This window comes from Streptomyces sp. NPDC020983, assembly GCF_044333485.1.
GTDB lineage: Bacteria > Actinomycetota > Actinomycetes > Streptomycetales > Streptomycetaceae > Actinacidiphila.
In genome coordinates, this window is record NZ_JBIRRA010000006.1 from 277,658 (window position 1) to 289,205 (window position 11,548).

The following is an 11,548-nucleotide window of genomic DNA, read 5'->3' on the forward strand; positions in this document are numbered from 1 at the left end:
GCGGTCGGCGGGTCGTCGATCAGTGCGTGGCCTGCCGCCGGCCGCAGCCGCCGTAAGTCCACACGCTGCATCCTCGCCCCATCCCCCGGGCACCGGAAGCCCGGAACGGTGACCGGACCGCTGCGCAGGGTGCGTCGCGCGCGGGACCACGGGTATCCGGTGGGGCATGAGACGGATCCGGTGGGCGGGAGCCGCGATCGGCACGTACGCGATCGGCGTGCTGGTCTGGCACTTCGGCGGTCGCACCGGCGGCGGCCACCCGTGGGGCCAGTCCTGGCTCGGCGGACTCGCCCTGGCGGCCGCCGTAGGACTGGGGGCGCTGGTGAAGCACCGGTGGAGGAAGCACCGTGCCCGCCGCGCCGGGCCGGACGTCCCGGCGCGATGAGGACCGGCCGGGCCGGGGGACCGCCGCCCGTGCGGAGGACCGCCCCACGGCCTCCCGCCCCACGGCGCTGCCCCGGTGCGGTCAGGCCGCGTTCGTGAGGGGCAGCAGCCCGCGCGCGCCGAAGACCTTCTTGGCGACCAGGGTGGCGTTGACCGAACGCGGCATCCCGGCGTAGACGGCCGTGTGCAGCAGGGCCTCGGAGATCTCGACCGGGGTCAGGCCGACGTTGAGGGCCGCGTTGATGTGCACCTCCAGCTCGATCTCGCAGCCGCCGAGCGCCGCGAGCACGCCCAGCGTGACGAGCTGCCGGTCGCGGGGCGGCAGTTCGGGTCGCGCGTACATCTCCCCGAAGGCCCAGGCGACCACCTGGTGGCCCAGCTCGGGCGAGGTGTCCGCGAGCGAGTCGACGACCCGCTGCCCGGCCTCGCCGTCGACCTGCTCCAGGACCTTCATGCCGTACGCGTAACGCTCTTCGCGGTTCACTTTTCCTCCGGGTGGCTCTGCTTTCCGACGGCTCAAGCATCGCCCCCGACGGGCGCCGCCCTGCCTTTCGCGCATCAATGGGTATGCTTCCCATGCCTGGGAGGTATGGATGGAGCTACGCGTGCTCGGCTACGTGGTCGCGATCGCCGAGGAGGGCAGCATCAGCGGGGCGGCCCGCCGGCTGGCGCTGACGCAGCCGACACTGAGCCGCCAGCTCAGGGAACTCGAGCGGCGCCTGGGCACCGAGTTGTTCACCCGCGAGGGCCGGGGCCTGGTCCCCACCGCGGCCGGTGTGGCACTGGCCCGGCGGGCCGCACACGTGCTGGCCGAGGCCGAGGCCGCGCTGGAGGACGTCCGGCTGGCGGCCGAGGGCCGCAGCGGCCGGCTCACCGTCACCTTCGCCGGATCGGGCATCAACGGCCCGCTCGGCGGCATGCTCGGGCGGCTGCGCCGCGAACTGCCGCGTGTCGAACTCCGCCTGGAGGAGAGCTTCAGCGACTCCGAGATGTCGGCGGGCGTCCTCGACGGCCGCTTCGACATCGCCGTCCAGCGCCTCCCCCAGCGCGACCCGGGGCTCACCACCCAGGCCTGGTGGCACGAGCCGATGACCCTTTTCGCGCCGAGCGGCCACCCCGTCGCCCACGGTGCCGGTCCCGCCCCGCTCGACGTCCTCGGCCGGATCCCGCTGGTGCTGTGGCCCCGGGAGACCTCCCCCCGGTCCTACGACGAGATCCTCGCGCTCTGCCGCCAGGCGGATGTCACCCCCCGGATCGGCGCGGAGGGACACAGCGTGCAGACGGTACTGGCCCTGGTCGCAGCCGGCTTCGGCGCGGCCGTCATGACCGACTCCCACCGCGTGCTGCGCCGGGTCGGTGTCACCGCCCGCCCGCTGGCCGGGACGACGACCACCCTGCACCTGGTGTGGCGGACCGGCGACCGGAACCCGCTGGTCGAGCGGTTCCGCTCCGTGCTCGCCGACATGTGAGCCGCCCGGGCGGGGGCCGCCACGGCGCCTCTCCGGCCCGGACGGCCGGACGGCCGGCGGAGGCGGCCCGCCTACTTGTTGTGCGTGGGGTAGACCTGGACGTCGGTGTAGGAGCCCTTGATGTCGCCGGCGCCCGCGGGCCACTTCACCGTCACGTAGCTGGTCTGGTTCGGGGGCGTCACCTGGATCGCGGTCGGGCGTGTGAGGCTCTTTCCGCTGTTGTCGATCTCGTACGAGATGTTGAAGACGGCGGCCCCGCCGGCCCGGAGGTCGGTGATCCGCGGCTCGGCCCTGCCGCGTTCGACGGGATTCGTGGTGGTGTCCTCGTCCGTGATGCCGATTCCCGCGAAGCCCGTCACGGAGCAGGCGGCGCTGCCCCGGTTGGTCATGGTGATGTCGATCGTGCCGGTGCTCGCGTCGGGCGAGACGTTCTCGGCCGTGACGGCCAGGTTCTTCGTCGTGCAGAACGGGAGGTTCCCCCCGTCCTGGCCGGCACCGCCGTCACCGGCACCCGCCTTCGTGCCGCCGGAGTCCGCTGCGGCGTTCGCGGCCCCCGCGCTCTTCTTGCCCGCGGAGCCGCCGTCCGTGGACGAACCGCTGTCCGAGGAGGGCGAAGGCCGGGAGGAGGGCGAGGAGGGCGAGGAAGACGACGCGGAGGGGCTTGCCTTGGCGGAGGTGTCCTTGGCGGAGGTGTCCTTGCCCGAACCGTCGCTGCCGCAGGCGGTGAGCGAGAGGGCGACGGCGAGGCCGAGGACGGCGAAGGCGGTCGTGCGGGCGTGCTTGGTCATGGTGCTCCCCCGTGAACGGTGCGACGCGTGTGCGGTGTGTGCCCGACACGCTCATTCCTGTGGTCGGAACATGTCTATCGCGGGGTGCGTCACGACCGGCTGCACGTGAGGTCTGGATCTTGTCACGAGCTCCGCCCGGGTGCGGGGCGCTGAGCGCGCAGCCCTGAGCCGGCCCCGCGCGCGGCGGGGCCGGCGGGTCAGGGGACGAGCTGGGAGAGGGAGGTGGGCAGCTGGGTGCGGCGGCGGATACCGAGCTTGCGGTAGGCGCGGGTGAGGTGCTGCTCGACCGTGCTGACGGTGATGAAGAGCTTGCGGGCGATCTGCTCGTTCGTGGAGCCCCGCGCCGCGAGGGAGGCCACGCGCCACTCCGCCGAGCTGAGCCGCCGGGCCGCCGGGCCGGGCTCGCCCGCGGGGCGGGTCTCCGCCTTCTCCCGGACCGCCGCCGCCGTGGCCGGAGGGTCCGGCAGCGGGGCCGCCGAGCACCGCTCCGCGAGGGTGCGCGCCTTGAGGGTGTGCCGGCAGGCCTGCACCGACTGGCCCAGCGACTCGTAGGCGCGTCCCAGGTCCGCGAGGGTGTAGGCGAGGTTGAGCGAGTCGCCGCAGCGGTCGAGGATGTTGGCCGCCTTCAGCAGCACCGGGGGGCGCTCGTCGGGCCGCAGGGTGGCCGCCACGGTGCGGTAGGTGAGGCTGCGGGCCCGCGCGTGGCCCAGCGGGAAGAGCGACATGCGCTCGGTGAGCAGTTCCCTGGCCTGGGCGACGCGGCCCATGTGGAGGTACGCGCGGGCGGCGTTGGTGCGCCAGGGCACCGCCGACGGGCAGTCGGCCTCCCAGAGCTTCATCAGGTGGCCGGCGGCCAGGAAGTCCTGGAGGGCGGCGTCGTAGCGGCCGCGGGCGAGGTGGAAGTTGCCGCGGGCGTCGAGGTAGACCACCCCGCCGAGGGTGCCGAAGGCGGCGCTGGGGACGGCGATGTCGAGGTAGCTCTCGGCCTCCGCGAGGTTGCCCATGGCCGTGGTGCTCAGGATGAGCTGGGACAGCGGGATGACGATGGCCGCCCCCCAGCTCTCCCGCGGCATGAGCGTGAGCGCCGCCCGCGCCTGCCGGTTGGCGTTGGCGAGGTCGCCGAGGCGGTAGTGGATCTCGGCGCGCGCGCAGGTGAACAGCGCGTTCCACACCAGCCCGTACGTCCCGCGCAGCGAGGCGCGCAGCGCGTCGCACCACACCGAGGCCTTGTCGAGGTTGTCGGAGTAGATGAGGACCATGAGGGACGCCAGCGACGACGCCGGGTTGACGGCTCCGGCCAGGGCCTCGCGGAGCACCAGTTCGGCGGCCGGTACGGCCCCCTCCTCCCCGGCGCTGCGCAGGACCGCGCCGAACGCGGCGGCGGCCCGGTGCTCGGCGGTGCCGGGGCGGGCGGCGGGCCGCGCCCTGTCGGCGCCGGCCGCGGTGCGCGCGATACCGGGGTAGGTGAGCGGCAGCCAGCGGCGTATCAGCTCGGCGTACGGCAGCGCGTCCTTGCCGGTCAGCGGGCAGGTGCCGTCGCCGAAGCGGGCCATGACGCGCGTAGCCTGCTCGACCTGACCGTTCCACAGCAGGCTGCGGACGACGGGCACGGCCTGCCGTACGGACAGCTCGCCCTCCTCGGCGGCGGCGACCAGTTCGGGCAGGTAGCTCTTGACGGCCGCGGGGTCGTAGTGCCACAGCAGGTCGGTGAGCCGGGCGGCGGTCTCGACGCGCTCCCGGCCGTCGACGCACTCCCGGTGGGCGCGTTCCAGGTAGCCGACGGCCTGCTCGTGGTCGCCGGCCGCGAGGGCCTGCTCGGCGGCGTCGCACAGCACCTGGCGTGCCCACGGGACGGCGTCGTCGATGCGCATCAGGTGCTCGGCGGTCACGAGGGCGGGGGCGCCCTCCTGGTAGAGCAGCCGGGCGGCGCGGCCGCGCAGCTCGTGCCGCTCCTTGGCCGGCAGGCTGCCGAGCACGACCTCGCGGACGCAGGGCAGGCCGAGCAGTTCGTGCTCCAGCAGGCCGCCGACGCCCGGCGAGGCGACGACGCACTCGACGGAGCCGGGGTCCATGCCGCACAGCCGGGCGACGGCCGACGCCGAGCGGAACTCCCCGAGCGCGGCGATGGCCTGGGCGATCCGCAGCACGACGGGCTCGGCCCGGTACAGGCAGCTCAGCACGGCGCGCCCGAAGGCGCTGCCGGCGGCGGACGGCGGCGGGCTGTCGGGATCGGCGGTGCGGGCGGTGCAGTCCTCGGCCAGCGCGTGCACCAGCAGCGGGCGGCCGCCGCACAGCGCCGCGGTGTCGGCGGCGAGGCGGTTGGCCGTCTCCAGGTCGCAGTACTCCTCCAGCACGGTCGCGGCGCCGGTGACCGACAGCGGCTCCAGGTCCAGCTGGGTGCAGTTGGGCATCCGCAGCACCTCGGCCTGGAGGATGCGCTGGACGGTGTCGCGGCCCATGCCGGGGCAGTAGGCGAGGACGACGGTCAGCGGCGCGCCGCCCATCCGGCGCATGAGCGCCAGCAGGTACTGGAGCGACTCGACGTCCATGAAGTGCGCGTCGTCGATGCACACCACGAGCGGCGAGCTGTCGGTCAGGTACTGGAAGGCGCCGTGCAGCAGGCTGAGGATCGGCGCGGACAGCTCCCGGTGGCGGTGCGCCCCGGCCTGGCCGACGCTCTCCACCAGGGCGCGCACCTCCAGGTCGGCACCGCTCAGGTGCGGCCGGTAGCCGCGCAGGAGCTGGTCGATGACGCCGAGCGGCTGGTAGCGCTCGAAGCTGGACGCCGTGGCCTTCAGGACGGTGGCGCCGGCGGTGTCGGCGTCACGCGCGAAGGAGTCCAGCAGCGCGGTCTTGCCCTGTGCGAGCGGGCCGCCGATGGCGACCATCTGACATCGGCCCGCGGAACATTCGCTGTAGATCTGGGCGAGGACCTTTTCTTCCTCGTCCCGTTCGACCAGTTTCTCCATGACAACTCACCATCTCGTATTCAGGGCTGCGCCGGTTCAGCGCGGACGAACGGTCGAGTACGGGCTCTCGGAGGCACTTCCGCTCTCCGGGGACGATGCCGCGAGCGGGTCGGCCAGGTGTACCGCGACCGGGTACCGCCGCTCGATCACGGTGATCAGCGGCGCGGTCATGAAGGTCGTGATCAGGGCCATGAGGACGAGGACGGTGAACAGCCGGGCGTCGATGATGCCGGCGTTCAGGCCCACGTTGAGGGCGATGAGCTCGGTCAGGCCGCGGGTGTTGACGAGCGCGCCGATCATGGCCGACTGCCGGGTGCCGAGGCCGCCGAGCCGCGCCATCGTGTAGCCGGCGCCGACCTTGCCGACGATCCCGCACACCAGCACCACGCCGAGCACCGCGAAGCCCGCGCCGCCCAGCGAACCGATGTTCATCGTCAGTCCGGTGACGACGAAGAAGAGCGGCAGCAGCAGCCCGCCGGTCTGCTCCATCGCGCGCAGCAGGCCCTTGTCCGGGGCTCCGTGCGGTTTCGGCATGATCATCCCGGCGACGAAGGCCCCGAAGATGGGGTGCAGCCCGAGGGAGGCGGTGGCCCAGGCGCCGGCCGCCGCCAGGACGAGGGCGATCGCGGCCTTGTCGGACAGCACCGAACCGGGGCGCAGGAGTGTCCGGTTGAGCAGGGGTCGGACCACCACCACCGCCACCGCGACGAAGCCGGCGAGCAGCAGGATGGTCCGGGGTAAGGACCGGTCGCCGGCCGCGTCGGTGCCGACGACGGCGGCTGCGAGAACCAGCCAGGCGACGACGTCCATGAAGCCCGCCGCGGAGGTCGCGATGTCACCCACGGGGGTGCCGGCGATGCCGCGCTCCCGGACGATCGCCGCGAGCACCGGGAGTGCGGTGATCGAGGTCGCCACGCCGAAGAAGAGGACGAAGGAGCGGCCTTCGGTGTGCGCGCCGTGCATCGTGCCGAGGTGGTCCATGGTCAGGGCGACGGTGGTGCCGATCGCCAGCGGCACCGCGATCGCCCCGACGGCGATGAGGGTCACGGGTCTTCGGTGCCGCCGTACGGACCGCAGGTCGATCTCGTAGCCGACGCCGAACATGAAGATCACGACGGCGATCTGGGCGATGAGGGAGATGAAGGGTACGGCGTCGTGGGTGAAGAGACGTTCCGTCAGGTTGCCGGGGAGCCGGCCCAGGACGCTCGGTCCGAGGATGACACCGGCGGTGATCTGGCCGACGACGGTGGGCTGTCCGATCCTGCGCGCGAGGGCGCCGAGCAGGCTGGACGTCCCGAGGACGAGGGCGATGTCGCCGATGACATCGGCAGTCAGCGCGTCCGAGTTCATTACCATCCCTTGATCGGCGGAACGACATGGGGAAGCGGGGACTTTCAGATCCAGCGCGCGTCCTTGGCGATTCGCAGGGCGTCAATGCGGTTGCGTGCGTCGAGTTTCGTCACGAGTGACGAGAGGTAATTGCGCACGGTGCCCTCGGAGAGATGAAGCCGGGAGGCTATTTCCACGGTCGTGTCGCCCTGGGAGAGGCGTTCCAGCACGGAAAGCTGGCGTGAGGTGAGGGGGCATCCCTCGTTGGCCAGTGCCGCGACCGTCAAGTCGGCGTCAAAGACGCGTTCGCCCTGGTGGATCCGGTGGAGGGCTTCGAAGAACCAGCTGGGCGGAACCCGCCGCTGGAGCATTCCGTCGACCCCGCCGGAGAAGGCCTGGCGGACGACGGACCGGGTGAAGCTCTCAGCCAGCAGCAGGGTTCGGCATTCCGGCAGCGACCCTATTTTCTCGGCGACCCTTATCACGCTGCCGTCGGCACCGTCAAAACCTATGATGGCGATGTCCGGGCGATGCGTCTCGGCGAATTCAACGGCTTCCGAGTCGCCGCCCACGGACCCCGCGACAGAAATGTCGGTACGCTTTTCCAGTAATGCGCCGAGCGCACTCCGGGACAGCAGCAAATCATCTGATAACATCACTCTGATGCGCATCGATGCTCCCTGGAATGAGAAACGACTCGCCGGGTGGCCGCGAATAGGTCCAGCTGAATGACGGGTCAGTAGGACTTCAGTCCTGGAGCGACCCGTTCGACCTCGTGCTGATCCGGGCGAGCCGTGAGCCGAGAGCACCCGCACCGGCGGCCCCGAAGGCTCCGGCACCCGTGACACCGGGCTCGAAGCGGGGTACCCGCCGAAGGTCGGTCCCGCCGGTACGGCCGGCGCGTCCGAAAAGGATCGCTCCGGCCTCTCGGCGGCAGAACCGTACCGTACGACAGATGTCGTGGGTGATCAAGAAACGCACCGTGCTCCCCCGTTTTGAGCGACGTGTGACATTCATGGAAGATAGTCAGTCCGGATGACTGAAGTCAACAGGTTTCGGCCAAAGGTTCGGTCCACCGTTGAACAATCCCGCAACGTGCCGCGGACATGTGACAGACATGCCCCGGGTGCAGGTTCGGGCATTAACCGAAATTCCGGTATTGGCCGTTACCGTAAATGCGACAAGAATTGCTTCTGCGGATTTTAGCGCCGCTTGGCAGAGACTGACAACACGGGGCCGGCGGGCCGCGGGGCGGCGAGTCCGCGCATCGTAGCGCCCCGCGCCCGCGGTGGACACACAAAAGAGCGGGCCGGGACACGTTTCCGTGTCCCGGCCCGCTTCTCGGGCAGAATCCTGTTTGCCTTCCCCCGCGGGTTACGAGCGGGTGGTCACCGGCTTACCGCCGAGCGGCTCCTCGGCGTCCTTCTTTTCGGCCGGCGCGGCCGCCGGCAGAGCGAGGGCGGCGAGAGCGGAGACGAACATGCACCCGGCGATCACGAGAAATGCGACGCGATAGCCCTGGACGAGCGCGTGGGCGTGGCTGCCGCCCGCGTGCGAGGTGACGTTGGAGGCGATCGTCACGAGGATGGCGAGGCCGAGCGCGCCGCCGATCTGGCGCGAGGTGTTCAGCAGCCCGGAGGCGGCGCCGGCGTTGTGCGGGGCGACGCCGCTCGTGCCGCTGACGGTCACCGCCAGCAGCATGATGCTGATGCCGAATCCGCCGACCAGGTTGGGCCCGAGTACGTGCGAGACGTAGGCGGCGTGCGTCGGGATGGTGGCGAGCCACACGGTGCCCGCGGTCGCCAGCGCGCCGCCGGCCAGCAGCATCGTGCGCGCGCCCAGCACGGGGGTGAACTGCCGGGAGACCAGGCCGCCGATGATGAAGACGACGGTGATCGGCAGCATCGCCATACCCGTCTTCAGCGCGCTGTAGCCGATGACCTGCTGGAGGTAGAGCGACAGGAAGAACATCAGCGCGGTCAGTGTCACGCCCACCGTGAACATGAGCACGTTCGCGATCCGCAGCGTCCGCAGGCGGACGAGTTCCCGCGGGATGAGCGGGCGTTCGCTCCTGGCCTCGACGGCCAGGAAGGCCGCCACGAGGACCGCTGCGGCGACGAGCGGCGCCACCACCTCCACCGAGCCCCAGCCCTTGCTGGAGGCCTCGGAGAGCCCGTAGGAGAGCGACCCGATGCCGACCGTGACGCACAGCGCGCCCGGCAGGTCGAGCCGGGTCTCGCCGGAGCCGGCGGCGGGCAGCAGGAACATCACGCCGGCGACCGTCAGCGCGACGCCGGGCGGGATGTTGACGAACAGCACCCAGCGCCAGCTGATCTCCGCGGTGAGCACGCCGCCGAGGACCACGCCGAACAGGCCGGCGACGCCGCCCATCATGCTCCACAGGGCCAGCGCCTTCTCGCGCTCGTGCTCGTCGGTGTGGCTGGCGGTGATCAGGCTCAGGCTCGCGGGGGTGAGCGCCGCGGCTCCGGTGCCCTGGGCGATGCGGGCGGCGATCAGCACGCCGCCGTCGCCGGCGAGGCCGCCGACCAGGCTGGCGACGGTGAAGACCACCGCGCCGAACAGGAACACCCGCTTGTGCCCGTAGAGGTCCCCGGCCCGCGCGGCGAGGAGCAGGAAGCCGCCCAGGGTGATCAGATAACCGCTGACGATCCACTGCTGCTGGCTGTTCGAGAGGTCCAGTCCGGACTTCATGTCGGGCAGCGCGACGGTGACGATGGTCGAGTCGAGGACCACCATGAACAGGGCCAGACAAGACATGGCCACGACAACACCGAGCGGAAAATTGGGCCTGAGAACCGCGGGTGGCGTGGGTGTTACTCGGGTCTCGGGCATGAGGTCTCCTCAACGCAACCACGAGCGAACGAACGTTCACGTGAACAGCGTTTACGTGAACGCTGTTCACGCTACGATACCGGCCTGAGGATGTCAATCAGAGGGAGTTTTGATGCCACTGCGCAAAGCCGACGTGGTCGACGAGGCCCTGCGCTTCATCGACTCCGAGGGCCTTGACCAGCTCACCATGCGCAAGCTCGGTGCAGCGCTGAACGTGCAGGGTGGCGCCCTCTACCGGCACTTTCCCAACAAGGAGGCGCTGCTCGACGCGATGGCCGACAAGATCGTCGAGGGCATCGGGGACCCGCTGCCGGAGGCCGAGTGGTTCGAGCAGGTGCGCATCCTGGGCAATCGGTTGCGCACCGCGCTGCTCAGCCGCCGCGACGGTGCCCGGGTGATGGCCGGCACCTTCTCGCCCGGCGCGAACACGGTCATCGGCACGGACAAGGCCGTCCAGGTGCTCTGCCGCGCCGGCCTGCCGCCCGCCCAGGCGGGCTGGGTGAGTTTCGCGCTGTTCTACTACGTCCTGGGCCACGCCATAGAGGAGCAGGCGCAGCTGGGGCTGCCGCCCGACCACGACTGGCGGGAGCGCACCGGCCGGCTCGACGTCCAGGTGTCGCCGCAGTACGCCGCGGCGCTCGACTCGCTGTCCGGCACCGACCCGGCCGAGCGGTTCGCCTACGGGCTGAACGTCTTCGTCGAGGGGCTGCGCCGCATCCAGGAGGCGGAGCGCGCCGGGCAGGAACGCGCCGTCTCCTGACCGGCCGCAGGGCGGCCCGCTCACTTCTCCGCGGCCGACAGCAGCGCGTCCAGCTCACCGATGACCTGCCGGGCGCGCGCGGCGGCCGCGGGCACGGTGGCCTGCATCAGGAAGTACCCGTGCACGAGCCCCTCCCCCGGCAGGTGGGCCACGTCCACCCCGGCGGCGCTCATCCGCGCGACGAGCTCCACGGCCTCGTCGCGCAGCGGGTCGTACTCGGCGGTGGCGACGAGCACCGGCGGCAGCCCCCGCAGGTCGGCCTCCAGCAGGTCGACGGCGGGGTCGGCGCGCAGCCGCGGGTCGGGGACGTACTGGTCGTAGTTCCACGCCATGTCGTCGACGCCGAGCAGGTAGCCCTTGGCGCACTCGCTGGCCGAGGCGTAGGTCAGGCTGGGGTCCACCGGCGGGTAGACGAGCAGGAGGGCCGCGTAGGGCAGGTCGCGCTCCCGGAGGGCGGTGCCGAGCGCCAGGCTCGCGCCCGCGCTGTCGCCCGCGAGGACGTGTGCCCGCCCGGGGAAGGCGCCGGCCGTCCAGCGGACGGCGGCGACGGCGTCGTGCAGCTGGGCGGGGAAGGGGAATTCCGGCGCGAGCCGGTAGTCGGCCGCAACCACGACGGCGTCCAGCGACGCCGCGAGGACCCGGCAGACCTCGTCGTGGCTGTCCAGGTCGCCCAGGACCCAGCCGCCGCCGTGCAGGTACGTGAGCACCCGCCGCGCGCCGCCGGACCGCGGGGTGTAGACCCGCAGCGGGACCGCCGTCCCGTCCGGGCCGTCCGCCTGCCCGGCCTCCGCGGTGACGTCCTGGCCGGCGTCCTGCTCCCGGCGGGTGCGGACGGCGTTCGCCAGGTACCGCTCACGGGCCTCGGCGACGGTCAGGTCGCGGTCCGGGACCGGGGGCCCGTCGAGGCTCTGCCAGGCGATCAGGTGCCGGAGCAGGCGGTCCAGTGGCATCGGAACTCTCCTCGGTGGGCTGCGCGCTCGCCGCGCGGACAGATGA

The 11,548-nt window shown here is 71.9% G+C and carries 10 protein-coding genes; 3 read left to right on the forward strand and 7 right to left on the reverse strand.

Annotation, left to right across the window (positions count from 1 at the left end):
• Positions 1-166: 166 nt before the first annotated feature.
• Complete coding sequence (locus ACH4SE_RS15675; protein ID WP_398543922.1) at positions 167-385, forward strand: hypothetical protein; 219 nt, start codon at positions 167-169, stop codon at positions 383-385.
• A gap of 81 nt (positions 386-466) precedes the next feature.
• On the opposite strand, the gene ACH4SE_RS15680 is transcribed toward ACH4SE_RS15675, so the two are convergent.
• The gene (locus tag ACH4SE_RS15680) at positions 467-838 is read right to left on the reverse strand and encodes a carboxymuconolactone decarboxylase family protein (protein WP_398544099.1); all 372 of its coding nucleotides are present in this window, start codon (positions 836-838) and stop codon (positions 467-469) included.
• A gap of 139 nt (positions 839-977) precedes the next feature.
• Here ACH4SE_RS15680 and ACH4SE_RS15685 point away from each other — a divergent pair, with 139 nt between their 5' ends.
• On the forward strand, positions 978-1,853 hold the full coding sequence (locus ACH4SE_RS15685; protein WP_398543923.1) for a LysR family transcriptional regulator: 876 nt from the start codon (positions 978-980) through the stop codon (positions 1,851-1,853).
• Positions 1,854-1,924: 71 nt separating this feature from the next.
• Here the strand turns inward: ACH4SE_RS15685 and ACH4SE_RS15690 are convergent, their stop codons facing one another.
• The 5 genes from ACH4SE_RS15690 to ACH4SE_RS15710 form a co-directional block, all read right to left on the reverse strand.
• On the reverse strand, positions 1,925-2,641 hold the full coding sequence (locus ACH4SE_RS15690; RefSeq protein ID WP_398543924.1) for a DUF4232 domain-containing protein: 717 nt from the start codon (positions 2,639-2,641) through the stop codon (positions 1,925-1,927).
• A gap of 197 nt (positions 2,642-2,838) precedes the next feature.
• Positions 2,839-5,610 carry an AAA family ATPase gene (locus tag ACH4SE_RS15695; RefSeq protein ID WP_398543925.1) on the reverse strand — a complete coding sequence of 924 codons (2,772 nt, stop codon included), beginning with the start codon at positions 5,608-5,610 and terminating at the stop codon, positions 2,839-2,841.
• Positions 5,611-5,646: 36 nt separating this feature from the next.
• On the reverse strand, positions 5,647-6,960 hold the full coding sequence (locus ACH4SE_RS15700) for a cation:proton antiporter (RefSeq protein WP_398543926.1): 1,314 nt from the start codon (positions 6,958-6,960) through the stop codon (positions 5,647-5,649).
• Between the two features lie 44 nt (positions 6,961-7,004).
• On the reverse strand, positions 7,005-7,610 hold the full coding sequence (locus tag ACH4SE_RS15705; RefSeq protein ID WP_398543927.1) for a response regulator transcription factor: 606 nt from the start codon (positions 7,608-7,610) through the stop codon (positions 7,005-7,007).
• Positions 7,611-8,313: 703 nt separating this feature from the next.
• Positions 8,314-9,717 carry an MFS transporter gene (locus ACH4SE_RS15710; protein ID WP_398543928.1) on the reverse strand — a complete coding sequence of 468 codons (1,404 nt, stop codon included), beginning with the start codon at positions 9,715-9,717 and terminating at the stop codon, positions 8,314-8,316.
• A 187-nt stretch (positions 9,718-9,904) separates the two neighbouring features.
• Here ACH4SE_RS15710 and ACH4SE_RS15715 point away from each other — a divergent pair, with 187 nt between their 5' ends.
• A complete protein-coding gene (locus tag ACH4SE_RS15715) occupies positions 9,905-10,552 on the forward strand; it encodes a TetR/AcrR family transcriptional regulator C-terminal domain-containing protein (protein WP_398543929.1) in 648 nt (215 codons plus the stop codon).
• A gap of 20 nt (positions 10,553-10,572) precedes the next feature.
• On the opposite strand, the gene ACH4SE_RS15720 is transcribed toward ACH4SE_RS15715, so the two are convergent.
• Entirely contained in the window at positions 10,573-11,502 is a 930-nt protein-coding gene (locus ACH4SE_RS15720) for an alpha/beta hydrolase (protein WP_398543930.1), read from the reverse strand.
• Between the last annotated feature and the right edge of the window lie 46 nt (positions 11,503-11,548).

What these genes read in the sequence shown, in the direction of transcription:
- ACH4SE_RS15705 (WP_398543927.1), bottom strand. Translation starts at nt 7,610, where the DNA reads ATGCGCATCAGAGTGATGTTATCAGATGATTTGCTGCTGTCCCGGAGT.
- ACH4SE_RS15715 (WP_398543929.1), top strand. Translation starts at nt 9,905, where the DNA reads ATGCCACTGCGCAAAGCCGACGTGGTCGACGAGGCCCTGCGCTTCATC.
- ACH4SE_RS15720 (WP_398543930.1), bottom strand. Translation starts at nt 11,502, where the DNA reads ATGCCACTGGACCGCCTGCTCCGGCACCTGATCGCCTGGCAGAGCCTC.
- ACH4SE_RS15675 (WP_398543922.1), top strand. Translation starts at nt 167, where the DNA reads ATGAGACGGATCCGGTGGGCGGGAGCCGCGATCGGCACGTACGCGATC.
- ACH4SE_RS15695 (WP_398543925.1), bottom strand. Translation starts at nt 5,610, where the DNA reads ATGGAGAAACTGGTCGAACGGGACGAGGAAGAAAAGGTCCTCGCCCAG.
- ACH4SE_RS15700 (WP_398543926.1), bottom strand. Translation starts at nt 6,960, where the DNA reads ATGAACTCGGACGCGCTGACTGCCGATGTCATCGGCGACATCGCCCTC.
- ACH4SE_RS15690 (WP_398543924.1), bottom strand. Translation starts at nt 2,641, where the DNA reads ATGACCAAGCACGCCCGCACGACCGCCTTCGCCGTCCTCGGCCTCGCC.
- ACH4SE_RS15685 (WP_398543923.1), top strand. Translation starts at nt 978, where the DNA reads ATGGAGCTACGCGTGCTCGGCTACGTGGTCGCGATCGCCGAGGAGGGC.
- ACH4SE_RS15710 (WP_398543928.1), bottom strand. Translation starts at nt 9,717, where the DNA reads ATGTCTTGTCTGGCCCTGTTCATGGTGGTCCTCGACTCGACCATCGTC.
- ACH4SE_RS15680 (WP_398544099.1), bottom strand. Translation starts at nt 838, where the DNA reads ATGAAGGTCCTGGAGCAGGTCGACGGCGAGGCCGGGCAGCGGGTCGTC.